The organism is Desulfocicer niacini, assembly GCF_054657595.1.
Map to the genome: position 1 here is coordinate 30,827 of NZ_BAAHYK010000009.1, position 20,417 is coordinate 51,243.

13 protein-coding genes are annotated in these 20,417 nt (G+C 47.7%); 11 read left to right on the forward strand and 2 right to left on the reverse strand.

All coding sequences use genetic code 11. From position 1 onward, the window contains the following. Window positions 1-139: 139 nt before the first annotated feature. Together ACYQ2M_RS06375 and ACYQ2M_RS06380 are read right to left on the reverse strand one after the other, a co-directional pair. Window positions 140-1,282, reverse strand: a complete 1,143-nt coding sequence (locus ACYQ2M_RS06375; protein ID WP_459915491.1) for an acyl-CoA dehydrogenase family protein — start codon at window positions 1,280-1,282, stop codon at window positions 140-142. Between the two features lie 26 nt (window positions 1,283-1,308). Then, complete coding sequence (locus ACYQ2M_RS06380) at window positions 1,309-2,469, reverse strand: acyl-CoA dehydrogenase family protein (protein WP_459915492.1); 1,161 nt, start codon at window positions 2,467-2,469, stop codon at window positions 1,309-1,311. A gap of 276 nt (window positions 2,470-2,745) precedes the next feature. On the opposite strand from ACYQ2M_RS06380, the gene ACYQ2M_RS06385 reads away from it, so the two are divergent. The 11 genes from ACYQ2M_RS06385 (at window position 2,746) to ACYQ2M_RS06435 (ending at window position 20,411) form a co-directional block, all read left to right on the forward strand. Then, window positions 2,746-2,976 (forward strand): hypothetical protein, encoded by a 231-nt coding sequence (locus ACYQ2M_RS06385; protein ID WP_459915493.1) that lies wholly within the window; start codon window positions 2,746-2,748, stop codon window positions 2,974-2,976. A 521-nt stretch (window positions 2,977-3,497) separates the two neighbouring features. Next, window positions 3,498-3,836, forward strand: a complete 339-nt coding sequence (locus ACYQ2M_RS06390) for a P-II family nitrogen regulator (RefSeq protein WP_459915494.1) — start codon at window positions 3,498-3,500, stop codon at window positions 3,834-3,836. Window positions 3,837-3,989: 153 nt separating this feature from the next. Continuing rightward, entirely contained in the window at window positions 3,990-5,519 is a 1,530-nt protein-coding gene (locus tag ACYQ2M_RS06395; protein ID WP_459915495.1) for an ammonium transporter, read from the forward strand. Window positions 5,520-5,779: 260 nt separating this feature from the next. Beyond that, complete coding sequence (locus ACYQ2M_RS06400; protein WP_459915496.1) at window positions 5,780-6,751, forward strand: class II glutamine amidotransferase domain-containing protein; 972 nt, start codon at window positions 5,780-5,782, stop codon at window positions 6,749-6,751. A gap of 2 nt (window positions 6,752-6,753) precedes the next feature. Continuing rightward, entirely contained in the window at window positions 6,754-9,858 is a 3,105-nt protein-coding gene (locus tag ACYQ2M_RS06405) for a glutamate synthase-related protein (protein WP_459915497.1), read from the forward strand. Window positions 9,859-10,428: 570 nt separating this feature from the next. Continuing rightward, on the forward strand, window positions 10,429-11,841 hold the full coding sequence (gene glnT / locus ACYQ2M_RS06410) for a type III glutamate--ammonia ligase (protein ID WP_459915498.1): 1,413 nt from the start codon (window positions 10,429-10,431) through the stop codon (window positions 11,839-11,841). Between the two features lie 652 nt (window positions 11,842-12,493). After that, a complete protein-coding gene (locus tag ACYQ2M_RS06415) occupies window positions 12,494-14,818 on the forward strand; it encodes a response regulator (RefSeq protein WP_459915499.1) in 2,325 nt (774 codons plus the stop codon). Between the two features lie 40 nt (window positions 14,819-14,858). Beyond that, window positions 14,859-17,219, forward strand: a complete 2,361-nt coding sequence (locus ACYQ2M_RS06420) for an HD domain-containing protein (protein WP_459915500.1) — start codon at window positions 14,859-14,861, stop codon at window positions 17,217-17,219. Window positions 17,220-17,393: 174 nt separating this feature from the next. After that, window positions 17,394-18,329, forward strand: coding sequence for an NADH-quinone oxidoreductase subunit B family protein (locus ACYQ2M_RS06425; protein ID WP_459915501.1), 936 nt, complete (start codon window positions 17,394-17,396; stop codon window positions 18,327-18,329). Window positions 18,330-18,342: 13 nt separating this feature from the next. Then, entirely contained in the window at window positions 18,343-19,929 is a 1,587-nt protein-coding gene (locus ACYQ2M_RS06430) for a nickel-dependent hydrogenase large subunit (protein WP_459915502.1), read from the forward strand. Between the two features lie 35 nt (window positions 19,930-19,964). Further along, window positions 19,965-20,411, forward strand: coding sequence for a hydrogenase maturation protease (locus ACYQ2M_RS06435; protein WP_459915503.1), 447 nt, complete (start codon window positions 19,965-19,967; stop codon window positions 20,409-20,411). Window positions 20,412-20,417: the final 6 nt, after the last annotated feature.

Consider the following 20,417-nt stretch of genomic DNA (forward strand, 5'->3'; position numbering starts at 1 on the left):
AGTTTTTATAAGGCTCTATGTTTTTGATAAGTACCTTTGCATAAAGAAGATTTTAAGCAAAAACGTCAATAACGCAAGCCTGACCCCACCCCAAAGTGGACCACTTTATGACCAAGCCCGGCTGGGGGTATTGACACTTTTATTTAAGTTTTCCAATAAGCTTCCGGCTGATAAGATCCAAATGGCATATCTTTCGACCGGTAAACGTCCGCAAACATTTAACATCCCGAAAAAAATGTTCGATGGGAAATTCAACCATATAGCCCACCCCTCCATGGATTTGAAGGGCTTCATCCGTGATCATCTCGGCTGCGGCCTCAATGGAAAGTTTTACGGCGATGAGATCGTGCAGATCAATGGCTTTTTTATCATGGAGAAGGGCGGCATTATAAACGCCGGCCCGGCCTTCCTGAAGTTTGACATACATGGAGGCGATTTTCTGACTGATCCCCTGGAACCGCACTATTTTCCGTTGAAACTGTTCCCGCTGCTTTGCATAACCCAGGGCAAGATCAAAGGCCCCCTGGGCAATGCCCAGAAACATGGCACTAAGCTTCAATAGATTATTGTGTTGCAGTTCCATGGACAAATCAATGAGTTCGCCCTCAGATGACAGCAGATGATCCCCGGTGAGTTTAACGTTTTCCAGCTTCACCCCATGCCAGGAAAGCATATCAAGCCCAAGTTTATCACAGGATTCTGTCACTCCAAGACCCGGAATATCCCTTGGCACTACGGCCATGATTCTTTTACCGCCTGGGGATTGATCCGGAAGATCGGCATCGGCGACAATAATAAAATAACCGGCGATACCGGCATTTAACACCAGAGACGCACCACCGTTTAGCACTATGCCGTCATCGCATTCCCGGTAACGCACAGGAGACTGTTCTTCTCCGACTTCAGGACAGATCAAAGAGGCAACCCTATTTCCCTTGAGCAGGGGGGTAACATAATTTTTGATGGCTTGTTTATTTCCATACCGGGAAATGAGTTCCGTTCCCATGTCAGCGCTGGCAAGAGCGATGCCCAGGGAAGAATCTTTTCGGCACAAAGCCTCGATCACCAGGACATGCTCCATCATGCCGCATTCCTGCCCCCCTGCACTTTCCGGATATGTCATCCCGATGAGATCAAGTTTGCAGGCCTTCTTAAATATCTTTTCAGGAAAACACCGCTTTTCCATGAGTTCCAGGATCTGCTCAGCATCGAATGCCCCCCTTGCAAAATCCCATGTGGCCTTTTGTATATAATTTTGTTCTTCCGTTAAATGGAATTTCATGACTTATCTCCCCTTGATACTGTGCTTTAGAATGGGCGCTGTCCCTTTAATAATTTACGGCCGATGATAATTCTGTGGATTTCCGCAGTGCCTTCAAAAATTCTTAAAATCCGGGCATCCCGGAGAATACGTTCCACCACATTTGTAAAAAGACAGCCTTCCTTGCCGAAAATCTCCATGGCCTTTTCAACCACTCGTCCCACCATTTCCGACCCAAAGAGTTTACACATGGCAACTTCAAGCTGAGCATCTTCCTTTCTGTCCATTTTGGCAGCCGTTTGATACAGCATGGTCCTTGCGGCATAAAGTTCCGTAGCCATGTCTGCCAGAAGCCACTCAAAGGCCTGATACCTGTTCAGGGTTTTATCGTTAAATGTACTGGACCCTGCAAACTCAATTGCCATATCAAGGACCCGCGTGGCCATGCCCACAGAGGTTGCCGCAACCCCCATACGACCCTCATCAACGGTTCTAAGGGCCACGGCCAGGCCCTTACCCTCCATGCCGATGAGATTTTCCACCGGTACCGGGGTATCTTTAAAAATAACCTCACTCTTGTGAGAACCATGCATTCCCATGGACTGATGCACATTACCAATGGAAAGGCCTGGAGAATCTTTTTCAACAATAAAAGCAGAAATCCCTCCCTTGGCACCAAGGGCGGGGTCAGTGACGGCAATGACAATGAAAACATCTGCAATGGGAGCGTTGGTGATAAAATGCTTCATGCCGTTGAGCAGGTAAACATCCCCCTGTTTCGTGGCAGTGGTGGTTATGCTTCCTGCATCCGATCCGGCATTGGGTTCTGTGAGGGTAAAAGCGGAAATCCACTCTCCACTGGCAAGTTTGGGAAGATATTTTTGTTTCTGCGCTTCGTTGCCGTCCAAAACGATACTTCTGGAGCCAAGACCATTGTTAAGGCTGATAATATCCATAAAGGAGAAATGGGTTTTGGCAAGCTCCTCCTCCACTGTACAAAACGCCATTTTCCCCATCCCTTTACCGCCGTACGCTTTGGGAATGGTTAATCCAAAATATCCACGTTGCCTCATTTTTTCTAAAATAGATTCCGGAATTTGATTGTTTTTTTCAACCATCTGTTCAAATGGAGCCAGTTCTTCCCGGGCAAACTGCCTGATCTCCATCCTAAGTTCTTTTAGTTGTTCCGATTGAGAGAGATCCATCATTATCTCCTTAGATCATTTTTTATAAATACACTGCCCATGCAATTTCAACGGCATGGAAAAAAAGACATGTTTCATACACCCACATAACACGAAGCTCCTGCCAGAACGAAAATTGAAACTTCAATCATTAAAGGATTTTAGGTAAATTTCCTTTAAGTTCTCAATAACTCGGGGTGGAAAAGCCTGCTTACCTTTTCACGACCAGTTTTTCATTTTCAAAGGCCCGAACCTATTTAGAACTTACGAGTTTCTTATAGAAAAAAGAAAGAACCTGGTATGCAACAAACAGATATGGCTGAAGTGGCGAAACCTGCTTTCCTTCAATCCCCATATTTTCACGCAAGTTATATTAGAGCTTACATAAGTGTTTATCAAACAAGATATGAATTTTGTCAAGTTATTTTTAATAATGAGAGCAGAAAGGATGCCTTTTTCTGTAGTGCACTGTCATTACTTAATTTTCAGATAGTTGATCCTGTAGGACTTGCACTTTGGGGTGGAGTCTGACTTGGATTATTACGTTTTTATTAAAATTAACCTTGCGACACAGGTCATTGTCAAAAGCACAACCCTGACCCCGATGACCCAACCAATCATGACGTCTTGCCGACGTTATGAGCAAGCTCATCCTGTATAATGCCACGGGCAACACTCCATGGTCGGCTCACCCTTAATTTTAGTATTGGGCATGCCCCTGCAAATAAAAATTACAAAAAAGAATTTACACTACCAATAAATTGCTTTTTTGTTTTTTTAATGGTTGGTATTAACAAAAAAAGCCCAACACATATAGGTCAAATTCTAATAAAAATTATTCAAAATAAAATATTTTCAAATACTTAAAGGAATAAAAAATAAAAAAATATTAAAATGGCATTCATTATGCATTTAAATTCCACAAACACAAAGAAAGGGTAATATCAAAAAGCCTTTTCAAGGCCAATACGGCAAAAACCATTGTTTGGGCCTGACGGGTTGGAAACGAACACATTTTTAACGCAGATAAACATTAGGGGAGAGAAAAACACATGAAAAAAATTGAGGCAATCATAAAACCATTTAAACTCGATGAAGTCAAAGAAGCTCTCAATGGACTCGGCGTAACCGGTATGACCCTTTCCGAGGTCAAGGGATTCGGACGGCAGAAGGGCCACAAGGAAATTTACCGGGGTGCTGAATATCAGGTGGATTTTGTTCCCAAAATCAAACTCACCATCGTCACCGCATCGGACATGGTGGAAAAAATCGTTGACACCATACTTGAAACAGCAGGTACCGGTAAAATTGGAGACGGCAAGGTATTTATCCTTCCGGTGGATGATGCCATCCGTATCAGAACCGGTGAAAAAGGCGCATCAGCCATATAAACTTTCCATGAAAACTTCAGGCAGCGGAAACCGGCATAACGCAAAAAAAGAATCAAGCCAATTCCCCTAAAACCCAGAACCCAGAACCCAATAAGAGTTTAAAACATAAAGCAATTCACATTTAGCAGCAATTTATACAAGGAGAATCTGAACATGAAAACCAAGGCCCACACCCCATCCCCCCCAACATTTAAGACTGTCTTTTTTCTTATGAGTCTCTGGCTGTGCATTCTATGGTCCGGCCCATCCGTCCCCATGGCCGGTGCAGATGATACAGCAATTTTAAACAAAGCCGTGTCCAGCTACCCGACCACCCTGTTCCAGGGAAAAACCCAGGAAGAGATCCGCAGGGAACTGCCCATTTCCGGTGCTTACCGGGATGAGACCACCCCCATTGAAGAAGAAGTGGAAATCACAATGAACGGAACCCCTGTCAAGACATCCATCGTACGTTACTTGACAGACATGGAAATTTTTCAGTACCGGGGTGATGTGCTGTGGACCTGCATGGCGGCCTTTCTTGTTTTTTTAATGCAGGCAGGTTTTGCCATGGTGGAATCAGGTTTTACCCGGGCCAAGAATGCCGTAAACATAATGATGAAAAATATCATGGACTTTTGCATGGGTACCATCGCCTTTCTGGCCGTGGGTTTTCACATCATGTTTGCCGGCCCCGATGAGTCCTTGTTTTTCCTTGGTAGCACCGGTGCCACCCAGTGGGGATTTGCCTTCTGGCTGTTCCAGTGTGTATTTGCCGCCACCACCGCCACCATCGTCTCCGGCGGGGTTGCCGAGCGGACCAAATTTACGGGATACCTTGTTTACAGCGTAATCATATGTGCCTTTATTTACCCCACATTCGGTGGCTGGGCCTGGGGCAGTCTTCTGGACGGTGAAGGATGGCTGGAAAGCATTCTTGGGGTGGGCTTCTATGACTTTGCCGGTTCCACCGTGGTACACTCCATTGGCGGGTGGCTGGCCTTGGCCGGTGCCATTGTCATTGGTCCCAGAATTGGTAAATTTGACGCCAATGGTAAACCCCGGGCCATCCCAGGACATAACCTTCCCTTTGCCGTCATCGGCGGATTCCTCTTATGGCTTGGATGGTTCGGATTCAATCCTGGCAGTACCACCACCTTTGATGGAAACCTTGCCCGCATTGCCGTCATGACCAACATTGCAGGCGCCTCTGGTGGTATTGCTGCCATGACAGCCGTGTGGTTCGCCTTTAAAAAACCCGATGTGGGCATGACCGTTAATGGATTCCTGGCTGGCATGGTGGCCATATGTACCGCAGTTGATGTGGTGGGTGTCTGGGATTCCATAATCATCGGCGGTGTGGCCGGAGTTCTTGTGGTCTACAGCGTTCTATTCATCGAACGTGTGCTGAAAATTGATGACCCCGTGGGCTGCATCAGTGTCCATGGCGTGTGTGGTGCCTGGGGAACCCTTGCCTATGCATTCTTTGGTGTGGAAAGTTTCAGCACCACCGTTCTCATGGCACAGCTCATCGGTATCGGCATGGGTTTTGTCTGGGCCTTTGGCACCGGTATGATCCTGTTTCTTGCCATCAAGCATACCATTGGTCTTAGAGCCACCGAGGAAGAAGAAGTCACAGGGCTTGATATCACAGAGCATGGCAATGAAGCTTACTGCGGATTTCCCATCGATAACCATGCATAATCGTCATAATTAAAAGGGTCGGTGATGCCCCAGGGCAATGATCCAGCTTTTGAACTGAATCAGACATGCCACGGGTATCATCGCCTTTCCCCGGAATTTATCAAAACGGGCCTTGTTCCAACTTCATCTACCTGGGAATGGGGTCAGGCACATCCAAATCATCCAAAAACAAATTTCACCAAGGGAGTTGTCTCCCGTACATACCATCGGGCGGCCAGAAAATACATCAATGGCTTTTTGCCCTTGCAAAGGAAAAAGATATGTGCGCCATCGCAGGCCTATTATTTAAAAAAAATGTGAAACGAAATTTCGCCATGACCACAGGACAGGCCTTGACGGAGATTCTGGACGCCACCCTGCACCGGGGACCGGATTCCGCAGGCTGGGCTCTTTATCGAGAGCCGCTGGAAAACCTTTTTCGCATGCGGTTTCTCCTGCCGGAGTCACAGGAAGCGGCGTATACCATTGACAACAAAGGGATGCTGGAAACTGGAAACGACACCACCGCCCTTCAAATTAAAACCATTGAACAGGAACTTGAATCCCTTGGGGTCACCATTGTAAAACAAGCCGTGGAAGGCTGCTCCCTTGCCATCCATGCAGCCTATGGTGGAGATATCCTTTCTTTAACCCGGAGTATTGAGAAAAAATTAACCCCCATTTCCATGGGTGCCCGCCTGGATATTATTAAAGACGTGGGAGTCCCCCGGGAGCTTGATAAAAAATACGACATTTCAAGCTTTAACGGCAGCCACGGCATTGCCCACATCCGACTGGCAACGGAATCAGGAGTACACCCCGACACGGCCCACCCCTTCTGGGCCTGCGGATTTGCAGACATTGCAACGGTGCATAATGGTCAGATCACCAACTACTGGATCATGCGCCGTCGCCTGGAACGAAAGGGCATGACCTTTCAGACGGAAAACGACACCGAACTCATTGCCGTGTATCTGGCCTATCAGATGAGCCGCAAGGCAACCCTGGAAGATGCACTCAAGGCCTCCCTAGATGATCTGGACGGCACTTTTTCCTATCTGGTTGCCACAAGGGACGCCATCGGTTATGCCAAGGATAAACTGGCGGCAAAACCCATGGTGAAATACGAAAACGACGAAATGATTGCCATTTCCTCGGAAGAGGTGGGCTTAAATCGCCTCTTTCCGGGCCAGGCCCTGGCAACCAGTGAACCTGCCCCCTTCACCTATGGACTATGGACAAAGGAGAGTTAATCATGGCAACCATTGATTTAGCCAGTATCCCCATGCGCACCGCCAATGAAGTGATAAGGGGGTATGGGGCCACACACCAGGACATAGATATTTTAAATCCCGATGCAAAGCATTACATCGCCGTGGGGCTGACCCATCCGGTGAATGTCTCCATCAAGGGATCTGCCGGTTATTTCTGCGGCGGGCTCAGTGATGGTCCCCACATAAATGTTAACAATAATGTCAGCTGGGGTGTGGGAGATAACATGCTGTCAGGCTGCATCGTCGTGGGGGGCAATGCCGGTGCCATTGCCGGAGAAGCCCTGCGGGGTGGAGAAATCGTCATCCGGGGCAACATGGGTTCCCGGGCCGGACAGGTGATGAAAAAAGGCACCCTGTGCTGCTGTGGCAATTCAAGCTTCATGGCTGGATACATGATGTATGGCGGCAAAATGATCATCCTTGGAAACTCCGGAGAAAAAGTGGGGGAAAACATGGCAGGGGGTGAAATCTATGTGGGAGGAGGCATTGAATCCCTTGGCAGCGACGCCATGATCAGCTCCCCTTCCCCGGAAGAAACCGCATGGGTCATGGCTTTTCTGGCCAAGTATGATATTTCCTTTACCGGTAAATTCACAAAGGTGGTGTGTGCAGGCAGAGATCTTTCCTGCGGCACACCGGAGCCCCCGTTAAAGGCCACTCCCTTCACGCAATTTTCCGGAGAAAACACCCCCTTCTGGAATGAAAAGGTCCTGGATGACATAAAGGTGAAAAGCCACATCGGCCGTTACCGAATAAGGGGATACGGCACCACCCGGCATATCCCGCATTTCAATGACATCGCCTTTAAAAAGGAAATATCCATTGATAATTCGGACACGCCATCAGCCATTGACATGAGAACCTTTATCGGCGACCGCACCCAGGGTAAGGCACTGGATTTAAGCATGCCGGTACTCATTGCCCCCATGAGCCTGGGGGCATTAAGCCCCAGGGTAAAGACCGCTCTTGGCATTGCCTCGCGCCTTTCCGGCATCTGTGAAAACACCGGAGAAGGGGGCATGTATTCCGTGGAGCGGGCCGAAGCAAGGCAGCTCATTGCACAATGTCTTTCCGGACGACTGGGCTGGAACATCCACGACATGAAACGATCCGATGCCCTGGAACTCTATATTTCCCAGGGGGCAAAACCTGGACTGGGGGGGCAGCTCATGGCCGCCAAACTCACAAAGGAAATTGCAGACATGCGGGGCATCCCCGCCGGCATGGATCTGCGATCCCCCTCCCGTCATCCCGACGTTCTGGGGGGTGATGACCTGATCATGAAGGTCATGGAATTAAAAGAAGCCGTGGGATGGCGTTTGCCCGTAAGCCTTAAGCTGGGGGGGGGCCGCACCCGGGACGATGTAAAGATCGCATACAAGGACGGTCTTGATTTTGTGGAACTGGATGGTCTCCAGGGCGGCACCGGGGCCGGGGGCAGTGAAGTCATTGAATATGTGGGGATACCCACCCTGTCTGCCCTCATGGAAGCCATGGACGGTCTGGATGAAATTGATGCATCAGGGGAACTTCCCATCGTACTCATGGGAGGCATTCAAACCGGTGTGGACGCAGCCAAAGCCATTGCCCTCGGTGCCACGGCCGTGGGTCTTGGCACCCCCATGCTCATTGCCGCCGGATGCACCGGCTGCATGCAGTGCAGTTCAGGCAACTGCCCCCTGGGGCTGACCACCCAAACCCCGGAATATGTGGATCGATTTGATGTAAACAAGCAGGCCATGAACATGCACACCTATCTGGAATCCTTTCGATGTCAGCTGCAAAGCATCACCGCATCGTTGGGCTACACCAATGTTCACGATATTTCCCGGGAGGATCTGGTGGCACTTACCCCGGAGGCCGCAGCCCTGACACGCCTTCCCTACGCACCGGAATATGCCACCGGAAACGGGGACAGTGCTTCTGATAAGGTCCGAGAAACGGGATCTGCCACCTATCCTAAAAAATCTCGGGACATCATCAGAAAAATGCGCAGCACACCGGTGACCCATTTGGAAGCACAGCAGGAGATAATGAATCTTGCCCTCCAGGGACGGGAAAATCCCTTTCCTTCCCACCGGGATGCCCATCTGGATGATGTGGTATTTCTTTCTGCGGCCCTAACCCGGTTGGTCATTGATCCCTACAGGGAAGCTTGCAGCACACAAACCCGCATCACCCGAACCATTGAAATAGGATCCATAACTTCCAAAGCCCCCCGGGTGGATCTGGAACAGCCCTTTTTATTCACGGGCTTTGACACGGCACCGCCCCCCGTCAAACGGGCACTGGCCCGGGCCATTTCCCACTGCGGATGTGGATATATGGGACAACACCCCCTGCAGGAGCAAACAGCACCAGATGAGAAAACAGCCACCTGGTTTCAGCTTTTAAAGCCTGGAGAGCCCCCCTCATCAAGTGCTGATGGCATTGTCTACATCATTGATAAGACAAACCTGGAACTCATGAAGGGTCTGGATCTAAACCCATTGCATCCCGATCAGCTGGTGGGACTATGCCTGGACGGCAACAGCCTTCCCCGGGGCTTGTCCCATGCGCTGAATCAAAAGCTGGACCTCCTGGTCCTGGATGCCACCACCGACATTTCAGGAACCTGGCCGGAGCTTGACGGCCATTTTGATCTCACTGTGATAAGGGATACCATCCTGCGCCTTCGCTCCAGAAACATGGAAGAAGAAATCTGCCTTATCAATTTCGGCGGTCTTCGATCCGGCACGGATGTGGCCAAAGCCCTGGCATTGAACTGCAATGCATCTATGTTTGGAACAGCCATGGCCATTGCCATGGGAGGACAGATAAATGAAGGATCCATTATTTTTCCGGATCTCTCCCCCGCCGGGACAGATGTAGCCCCGGACCCGGATGATCAGGAAGATATCCTGTATCAGGCAGCTGTCAACTGGATCAAGGGTTCCTCCCAGGAGGCGGCCATCATAGCCAGATGTGCCGGCAAAACCAACATCCACAACCTGGAACCAGAAGATATAAGATCCATCTCCATTGCCACCTCCGAAGCCCTTGGCATCCCCCTGACATCAGGGGCTGTCAAACGGGAGCGGTTTTAATCTGTAACGCGATGGAAATTTCAGATAAACAGCCATGCCCTGACGGACACAACTAAGAGTTTGGTCACAACCTGGGGCACCCGTCACAATTGGTGGGCCATGTTGGGACCAAGCCCACAACTAATAATGGGTCGTAGACGCGGAGCCAAATGGCATTATGCCGCCACCCTCCCGACGGGCAATGGGCCCGGACCGGAACTGTAGACAGCTCAATTGTCCGGTTCCTATTGCCCATCGGGGGGGGCCTCTGCTGAGGTTGCCTTGGAGGCTGCCTTTTCATATAAACCCATATGGCTGTAAATACCAGCCACAACGAAAAATGAAACCCCTACGATTACAGTCTGTTGTACGGCGTTTCATATAAAAAACATACATGGCAATAAACACCTGCCACAACTATAATTGAATCTTTCATCATTGCAGCACGTTGGACGGAATTTTATGTAAAACCGACATGGCTGTAGCCACCAGGCACAACGAATCATGAAAAAGCAGTCGCTGTAAACACCCAGCACCCAAAACCCAGTACCCAGTACCCAATACCTTTAAATAGAAACAAAGGAATCCACCATGACCGCCATAGCAATGTGCAAAAAAGATCCGACATACGACATCGACAAAAAAGAAATGGTACTTGAATCCTTAAAGGAACAGAACATAGAATTTCTCCTGGCCCAGTTTGTGGACATCCACGGGGCTCCCCGGGTAAAGCAGGTTCCCCTGAACGCCTTTGACGACATTGTGGAAAAGGGTGCAGGATTTGCAGGGGCCGCCGTGTGGGGCATGGGCATGGGACCCGAAGACCATGATCTCATGGCAAGAACAGATCTGGACACCTTTGTAAAACTGCCCTGGCAGCCCAACGTGGCCATGGCCAGCAGTGATCTCTATGTGGATGGAAAGCCCTGGCCCTATTGCCCCAGAAACAACCTGAAACGCATGCTACAGGAAATGGCGGCACAAGGATATTCCCTTAACGGTGGGTTTGAGCCCGAACATTTTCTGGTCACCAGGGAAGCGGACGGCAAAATAAAACCCTGGGACCCTCTGGCCATTGATAACCAGACCAAGCCCTGCTACGATTTCAGGGGCATGTCCCAGAGCATGGAATACCTGCAGGATCTCATGCGATATGGCAATGAAATGGGGTTCGGGGTATACCAGAGTGACCATGAAGACGCCAATGGTCAGTATGAAGTCAACTTTGATTGGACCAATGCTGTTCATACATCGGACCGGCTGGTACATTTCCGCATGATGGCAGGTCAGGTGGCACAGAAATATGGGGCCACTGCCACCTTCATGGCCAAACCCTTTGAGAACCTTAGTGGCTCGGGGGCCCACCTGCATTTCCACATTGCCGATGCCATCACCGGGGAAAACCGCTTTCCTCTTAAACCGGGAGAAAAAGACTGGAAGGGTCTTGGCATCTCAAAGACCGCCGTTCACTACATCGGGGGGCTCTTAAAGCACGTCCGGGCCATCACTGCCATTGCGTCCCCCAACATCAACTGCTACCGCCGTATCCAGAGCGGTGAATTTGTCTATTCTTCGGCATCGGGATACACCTGGACCCCATCCTTTGCATCCTATGGCGATAACAACCGAACCCAGCTGTACCGGTGTCCGGCCAGTAACCGCATGGAGGACAGATCTCCTTCGGGCATGGTCAACCCCTATCTGCTGCTGGCGGTGAACATTGCCGCCGGTCTGGACGGTATTAAAAATGAAATTGACCCTGGAGATGCCATCATGGGTAAAAACATATGGAATCTGTCCATCCAGGAACGAAGGGATCTTGGAATGATCCTACTGCCCCAGAACCTTATGGAAGCTGTGGAGGCCCTGGAAGCCGATGAGGTGATACAGAACGGATTAGGCCCCATCGCCGGGGAATACATCAAACTAAAAAAAGCCCAATGGGGTGAATTCATGCGCCATGTGACCCCCTGGGAGGTGGATCGCTCGTTGACCTTGCTGTAAACTTCCCTAACAACCGCACCGCCGCTCCCACAAGGCGGTGCGTCCCCCCTATGACGCCTCCTTCCCTGCAGCATTAATCTGCTTTCACTCGATATTCAAATTTTGTCTACCTATGTTATGAGAACTACGTCAAGCTTGTGTTATTGGAGCTATCGACCAAAGCCGGAGCGAACCCAATACGCCACCGATAATGCCCATAACAAAAGCCTGAGCCTCCCCATTATATATCAATATAAAAAAACTTGATCATCGAATTTCAAATGAAACTTATTGATTATTTCCCTTTTAACAAGTATATTTACACGATTTAGTTTTAAAAGTAAGTCGCAACATAAGGGAGCCACTCCTGCAACAAACGCATCTCTCTCATATTTTGTTTAAATTTGGTGAGTGATAATTTCTTAAACTTTAATCTCATCTATTTACCCGATCCTTTCCGCTTAAATAATGACATTAAAATGATAAGGACATCTCCTTTTGATCATCTGAGGTTGGTCATGATGGACTCATGAATTAACGCAAGTCTGAACCCACACCAAGGTGACCGAAGTTGTAACCAAGTCCCGTTTCTTTTCCATTTAATCATGGAGTTCCAATTGCATTTTGCAACAGGCATTTTTTAAAAAAAACAAACCGGACAAAGGCGTTTTTGATGATTCAATACAAATTTTTAATGTTCATTGCCGGACAATCTTCCAATGCAACACGGGCAATCAACAATTTTAAGAGAATTTGCAAATCCAAGCTGCATAACAATTATGAACTAAATATTATTGATGTCACTGAAAATTCCAGGCTTGCCGAGGAGCAAAGAATAGTGGCATCACCAACTCTGATAATGATATCACCTACTCCGGCTATCCGGATTATCGGTGATTTCTCTGATGCAAATCAGGTTATATCCAGTCTGGGCCTTTATCCCTCTGACATTCAGAAAGGTGATAAGGACATCAAACCGGCTCAAAACAGACATCCTTCCCGACAAGATATCTTGAAAATTTTATTGTTCGAGGATGATCCTGACGATGTCGTTTTATTAAAAGAAACATTCAAAAGTGATGGATTTGCCGCCATTGACCTTACCGCAGTAAAAACATTGTCAGACGGTATGAAATTTTTGGATAAACAGACGGTTGATATCATCCTTCTGGACTTGCACCTGCCGGACAGCAATGGCCTTGACACCTTCAGAGCGCTGCAAAAAATAGTTAATCATATCCCAGTGATCATTTTAAGCGGATTATCTGATGAAAAAATTGCACTGGATTCACTCCGCGAAGGTGCCCAGGATTATTTGGTTAAAGGGCAAATCGACGGCAATTTATTGAGGCGATCCATTCGATATGCCATTGAACGGATGAAAATAAAAAAAGAACTCAAGGAAAGTCAGGACAAAACCGCTCTTCTTATTGAAAAACATACGGATGGTATTCTTCTGATGGACAAAAACGGTGTGATCCGGTTTGCCAATCCAGCCGCAGAGCAATTGCTTGGTGCTTCGTCTGAAAAACTGATTGGCTCACAGTTTGCTTTCTCTGTTTCAGAAAAGAAACCTGTGGAAATCGAATTAATACGACAAGGGCGCATTACAAAGACGGTTGAATTAAGTGCCACCTGGGTTAAAATGAATAACCATAGCCTCTATCTTGCATCCCTTCGGGATATAACCGCCCGCAGAAAGACGGAACAGAAAAATCTGGAGCTGATCGTTCGCAATGAGAAAATCAAAGCTTCTGAAGCATTGTTAAAAATAAAAACCCAGGCCTTGAAACAAGAAAGCATGTTCAAAAGCCAATTCCTGGCCAACATGTCCCATGAACTGAGAAGCCCGTTGAACAGCATCATACTTCTTTCCGAAGGCATGTATGAAAATCAGGAAAACGCTTTGCCCCCTCAAATGGTTAAATATGCAAAAATCATCTACAAAAGTGGAAAAGAACTTCTTGAACTCATCAACGAAATACTGAGTTTTTCAAAATTGGATGCCGGTAAAATGACTGTTTCATTCAGTAAAATCCAACTGCAGGAATGGGCACGGAACTTAGATATTGCCTATGGGGAGCTTGCCGCTAAAAAAGGACTTGCATTCAACGTCTCAATGGACCAGTCACTTCCCCAACAGATTACAACCGACCATCAGAAATTAGGACAAATCATTCGCAATCTTGTTTCAAATGCGTTAAAATTTACACCCAATGGCAGCATAAAAGTGATGATCCACCGCCCAAACGTAAAAGCGGATCTGGAAAAGATGCCCTGGATTAATTCAAAAAAATATATTGCCATATCTGTTATTGATACGGGTATCGGTATTGCTGAAGAAGATCAGGATTTCATCTTTCAAGCATTTCGACAGATTGACGGCAGTACCTCCCGAGAATATGAGGGCAGCGGCCTTGGCCTTTCCATCAGCAGAAAACTGGCAGATCTTTTACAAGGAAATCTTGTGATAAAAAGCAAACCCCAAAACGGTTCACGATTCACCCTGTACATTCCTGAAACCGTTGATATGCCGGAAAATCAGGAAACAGAGCCACCTACATCCAGAAAACAGAGTTTAGTAAAAATTTCAAAAAATTTTTCAGAACGATTTGCCGGAACCCGAGTTCTCCTTGTGGATGATGATATGAGAAACCTGTATGGCATGGCTAAAATTCTGGAAGACTACAAAATCCATGTTGAAAAATCAACCAGCGGTTTAAAGGCACTCCAAATGATTAAGGCTGCATCCAGTGTGGATATAATTCTTATGGATATCATGATGCCGACAATGGACGGATATGAGCTCATAAGAAACCTCAAAACCGCCAGAGAGAGTAAGCATATTCCAATCATCGCAGTAAGCGCAATGACACATGAAACAGATCTGATAAAATGCTTTCAGGCCGGGATAGATGGGTATGTATCAAAACCTGTTGACATCCATACGCTTCTAAAGGAAATGGACAAACTGATGTACAAGGGTGACACGAAATAACTGCCCTGTTTTTGGAAAGGAAAGAAAAAGGCATTGATTAATGGACACAATTTTTCCAAAAGAAACACTCTCAGCCAAAATTCTCATTGTTGATGATAAAAGCGCAAATCTGTTTGCCTTTGAATCAATCCTGAACGGCCTGAATGTGGAGATTATCAAGGCTCTCTCCGGAGAGCAGGCACTGTCAAAATTACTGGAACATGAGGTTGCAGTGATTTTACTTGATATTCAGATGCCGGGCATGGACGGTTTTGAGACTGCCGAATTAATCAGGGGAAATGCCGACACAAAACAAGTACCCATCATTTTCATCACAGCGGCAGATGAGAATAGACAAACCATTTTCAAAGGCTATGAATACGGTGCGGTTGATCTTTTGTTTAAACCCGTTGATTCAATCATACTGAAAAGTAAGGTAACGGTTTTCATCAACCTGTATCATCAAAGAAAACTTATTGAGATTCAGAAAGAAAAAATTATTTACCAGCAGAACACGCAGATAGAAAAAGAGCGTTTAAAAATTATCCTTCAAATGGCAGGTGCCACGGCCCATGAATTGAATCAACCACTGATGATAATGCTGGGAAATATTGAACTGCTTGAGATGGATAATTTTGATCCTGAATCCGTAAAAAAATTTACTCCAAGAATCAAAGAATCCGCACAACGCCTGTCAGATACGGTAAAAAAAATTCAGGCCATTGACAATTATAAAACAAAAAAACATGATGAGCACACCTACATCATGGATTTCGACAATAAAATCCGAATTCTTTATGTCGACGATAATGCGGATAACTATAAGACCGTAGAACTCATGTTAAAAGGTAACACCCACGCGGAGATATTCTGGGGAAAGAGCATTGCAGAGGCATTTCAGCAACTTCAAGAGCAGGTCTTTGATGTCATACTGCTCGCTTTCTATCTTCCGGAGGGGACAGCTCTGGATCTTATAAAAGAGATCAATAATCGGCAGATTCCTACGCCTGTGGTCTGCATTACAGACAGAGGGCGTGAGGAAGTTGCCGCCAAGGTGTTACGCAGCGGAGCATACGACTATCTGTCAAACTCAGATCTGGACAAAGACATCCTCATCGGTACCATCAAAGGTGCTTTAGAAAAATTTCGTTTAAAAAACGATCTTACACTTGCCCTGAAAAAAATGGCTGACATGTCCACCCGTGATGTATTAACCGGGCTCAGTAATCGACGGCATCTACATGAAGTGATGGAGCAGGAATTCTGTCGGGCATGGCGGTATGGGACTGAATTATCCTGTATTTTCTTTGATCTGGATTATTTTAAAGAGGTTAACAATCAATTCGGCTATGCCTGCGGGGATTTTGTGTTAAAAGAACTAGCCTTAATCATCATGCAGAACAAACGGAAATCCGATTTTGCCTTTCGATACGGCGGGGAAGAATTTTTCATTTTATTGCCCCAAACAAACATCAAAGCGGCCCGTCTGATGGGGGAAACCCTTCTTCGGAAATGCAGGAATCATCGCTATACCTATGACAATCAATCTTTTATTGTTACGATAAGCCTTGGCATTGCAACTTTTATTGACTGCAAACCCAAAAGTGCTGAAGAGCTGTTGGGCTTTGCAGACAAGGCCTTGTACCGGGCAAAGATGGATGGCAGAAACTGCCTGCGTATTTTTAACAAAGAAAACCAATCAGCACAGCATTTTGACCCGATTCATACGGGAAAAGGATTTACATTCCTCAAGGAAGAGCTCTCCAATATTTTGACAAAAACAAAAAAGATGATGATCAATTCTCTGGAATTACTTACCCGGGAAACCTGTGGCCAGGAGCTGGAAAATGAAACCCAGCGAATTAAAATATATATCTCATTGCTCTGTAAAAAAATTGACCTTCCCGAAACTTTTATCCATTCCATTCAGAATGCTGCGTCCCTGAGCAATTGTTCCAAAATAATGCTTGGGGATGAACTTTTGCTGAAAAAAGATGCACTGACAAAAGAAGAGAAAAGGAACATTGAGCAGCTTCCGCATCTGCAGGTTGAAATGCTCAACCAGCTGGAACTCTTTACGGATGAAAAAAAGATACTGCGTCATAATCAAGAATGGTATGATGGAAGTAGACATCAAAAAGAAGGTAACACGGATGAAATGCCATTAGAGGCAAAAATTTTTGCCATCATCAATGCCCTTGTTGCCATGACTTCACACAGAAATTACCGGGAACGATTGTCCCATGAAAAAGCTGTTTTAGAAATCGTAAAAAACGCAGGCACCCGCTTTGACCCTGTCCTTGTTGATTTCTTTTTAGATACGGTTATCGAAAACAATCTGTTGGATATAACTGGAGCAGAAATTGACAGCATGAAAAAAATGATGCATCGAAAAAGGTCAACAGAAGTCGCGAATCAGTGATGGGCAATCCCACCCCGGCACTCATGCATTCAGACGTTCCATGATGGATGTCCGCCCTTGCAGGCACCACGGTTATTGGATTACGCGGTTTTAATCCGTGACTTGGATGATGCGACATGCTATAGAAAAACATGTCCGGGGCGGGGCCCATTTTATAAAAAGTGGAGGTTATCAGTGAAAACAGTATACTGGCTTCAAGGGGGCGGATGCGGCGGAGACACTTATTCGCTTTTAAGCAGTGATTTTTTAGATATCACGGCACTTTATAGCACCCTTAACCTTGATTTATTGTGGCACCCATCTTTGTCCTCCATGTCCCATACATCCCATGAAAAAATGCTGGAAAAAATCATATCCGGCGACACCTCCCTCGATATTCTCATGGTGGAGGGGTCCATCATCTGCGGACCAGCCGGGACCGGCATGTTTGACACCATCAACGGCAGGGCCAAGAAAGAACTGTTTCATACCCTTGCCCACCAGGCCCAGGTGGTAGTGGCCGTGGGCACCTGCGCCGCCTTTGGCGGATTTGGTGTGGACCATGCCATTGAGGCCACGGGCCTTCAGTTTCAAAAAAGAGACAAAGGCGGTGCACTGGGTGCAGACTTCGTCGCAAAATCAGGGCTGCCGGTAATCAATCTTGCAGGCTGCCCCTGTCACCACGACGTCATCGCTGGTACCCTCATGGCCCTGGCCGGTGATACCCCCCTGGAACTGGACGAATTCCAACGGCCCCAGGAATGGTACAACACCATGGTTCACCAGGGATGTACGCGAAATGAATACCATGAATATCGCATTGAAGAGTCAGATTTTGGTGAAATGGGGTGCCTTTTTTTTCACATGGGCTGCGCCGGCCCTCTGGTTCCCGGCCCCTGCAACAAGCTGCTCTGGAATCGGCATTCATCTAAACCCCGGGCCGGGGTTCCCTGCTTTGGATGCACGGATCCGGATTTCCCCAGGTCCATCCCGTTTTTTCACACCCCCAACATAGAGGGGATTCCCTTGGAACTTCCCCGGGGGGTTAACCGGGCACATTATATGGTCTACAAGGGAATGGCTGCCGAGGCGGCACCAGATCGCCTGAAAAAACGAACATCCAAGGTCTGAGGATAAAAGCAATATGCCCCAAATTATTAAAGCTCTTAACATCCCCGTGAACCGGGTGGAAGGAGATCTTGAACTCCGGGTGGATGTCAACGATCACCGCATTGAAGACGTCTGGAGTTCTGGTACCATGTTCCGGGGATTTGAAAACATGATGGTGGGAAGAGGCCCCCTTGACGGCCTTGTCATCACCCCCCGCATCTGCGGCATCTGCAGCCTGACCCACCTGTCTGCAGCGGTGAATGCTCTGGACATCATTGTGGGAGTCACCCCACCGGACAATGCCATCCGTCTTCGCAATATTGCCTTGATGGCGGAAACCATCCAGAGTGATATGAGACAGACCATTCTCATGTACATGGCAGACTTTACAACCCCCCAGACCTACCGGCACCATCATCTTTTTAAAGAGGCCGTGGACCGCTATCAGATGTTAAAGGGTAGCAGCGTGCTGGATGTCATCAGAAAAACCAAACATCTTATAGAAGTCATTGCCATAATCGGTGGCCAGTGGCCCCACACATCGTTCATGGTTCCGGGGGGCGTTACCTCCATTCCCGATACCCCCAAGCTCATGCAATGCCGGGTCATAATTGATCAATTCAGAAGCTGGTATGAATCCCGAATTCTGGGGTGTACCATTGAACGATGGCAGACGGTGACCACGCTGAAGGATCTTTACGTATGGCTGGATGAAGATCCATCACACCAGAACAGCGAAGTTGGATTTTTTCTGCGCTTTGCCTTTAAAGCCGGGCTTGACACCTTTGGAAAGGGAACGGACAATTATATTTCCTTTGGCAATTTTCCATTTCCACGACACACCAGTGTCACCCCGTTAAATCATAACTGCACCTTATACCCGGGGGGAAAACAGGGCCAGTGCCTCACAGCAGCGGGATTTGCAAAGGGCATCGTCTGCCAGGACATGGATTCCACCAAGATAACTGAAGATATTTCAGCGGCCTGGTTTGATCAAAAAAATTGCATTACCCATCCCTTTGACGCTGAAACCAAGCCCTATGCATCGGGGACCACCGGCAATAAATACTCCTGGGTCAAGGCACCCCGCTATGATGGCCTGCCCACAGAAACCGGCCCCCTGGCGGAGACCATCATGGATGGGATACCACTATTTCAGGATATGATACAGCACAAAGGGGCCAGTGCCCTGGTGCGTCAGCTGGCTCGGATCACCCGGGCCTCCAGACTGCTCCCGGCCATGGGAACTTGGCTGAACGAACTTCTGACCCACCGGACAGAACCTTTTTACACCTCTGTGAAACGCATACCAGATGGCCAGGGGGTAGGCATGATCCAGGCAGCCCGGGGAGCATTAGGACACTGGGTAAGCATAAAAAATAAAAAGATCAGCCATTACCAGATCATCACTCCCACGGCCTGGAACGGTTCCCCCCGGGATGCTGGCATGAATCGTGGCCCCTGGGAGGAAGCCTTAAGGGGCTTGACCTTAAAAGACCTTGAGAACCCCGTGGAGGCAGGCCACGTGGTCCGCTCCTTTGATCCCTGCATGGTGTGTGCCGTGCACACCCTTCAGAAAAACGGTACGGAAAAAAAATTCAATACCGGGTGGTCTTTTTAATTTTCAGGAACGTGTTCATCACATTGAGTTTGACCATGCCATCGTTGAAACCCATGAAAAATAGAATCATCTGCATTGGAAACCGCCTCATTGAAAACGACCGGGCAGGCGTACTGGTGTATGACCTGTTGGCAGCGCAAACAATGCCAACCCACACCGAACTGATAGAAGGCGGCATATCCGGGCTGAACCTGCTTTGTTTTCTTGAAAATGCGGGAACCGTGGTATTTGTGGACACGGTCTCCGGCTTTACCACCCCCGGAGGGGTGGTGGTTCTGAACAAAACGCAGATAAAAACTGCATGCCCAGAACTTCATTACGACCACAATACCGGTATCCCCTATGTTCTGGAGGTGCTGCCCGATGTATGTGACACTCCGTTACCCCGGAAAATTTTTCTGGTGGGCTTGGAAACTCCGGCCAGAGAATCCGCCATTGAACATGCCGCGACCCTGTCCCTGTCACTGATTCAAAACGGCTGATATGAT

Bases quoted from the DNA above. Each gene is read 5' to 3' on its own strand.
- ACYQ2M_RS06385 (WP_459915493.1), top strand. From the start codon at position 2,746: ATGCAACAAACAGATATGGCTGAAGTGGCGAAACCTGCTTTCCTTCAA.
- ACYQ2M_RS06395 (WP_459915495.1), top strand. From the start codon at position 3,990: ATGAAAACCAAGGCCCACACCCCATCCCCCCCAACATTTAAGACTGTC.
- ACYQ2M_RS06380 (WP_459915492.1), bottom strand. From the start codon at position 2,469: ATGATGGATCTCTCTCAATCGGAACAACTAAAAGAACTTAGGATGGAG.
- ACYQ2M_RS06430 (WP_459915502.1), top strand. From the start codon at position 18,343: ATGCCCCAAATTATTAAAGCTCTTAACATCCCCGTGAACCGGGTGGAA.
- ACYQ2M_RS06415 (WP_459915499.1), top strand. From the start codon at position 12,494: ATGATTCAATACAAATTTTTAATGTTCATTGCCGGACAATCTTCCAAT.
- glnT (WP_459915498.1), top strand. From the start codon at position 10,429: ATGACCGCCATAGCAATGTGCAAAAAAGATCCGACATACGACATCGAC.
- ACYQ2M_RS06390 (WP_459915494.1), top strand. From the start codon at position 3,498: ATGAAAAAAATTGAGGCAATCATAAAACCATTTAAACTCGATGAAGTC.
- ACYQ2M_RS06420 (WP_459915500.1), top strand. From the start codon at position 14,859: ATGGACACAATTTTTCCAAAAGAAACACTCTCAGCCAAAATTCTCATT.
- ACYQ2M_RS06405 (WP_459915497.1), top strand. From the start codon at position 6,754: ATGGCAACCATTGATTTAGCCAGTATCCCCATGCGCACCGCCAATGAA.
- ACYQ2M_RS06435 (WP_459915503.1), top strand. From the start codon at position 19,965: ATGCCATCGTTGAAACCCATGAAAAATAGAATCATCTGCATTGGAAAC.
- ACYQ2M_RS06375 (WP_459915491.1), bottom strand. From the start codon at position 1,282: ATGAAATTCCATTTAACGGAAGAACAAAATTATATACAAAAGGCCACA.
- ACYQ2M_RS06400 (WP_459915496.1), top strand. From the start codon at position 5,780: ATGTGCGCCATCGCAGGCCTATTATTTAAAAAAAATGTGAAACGAAAT.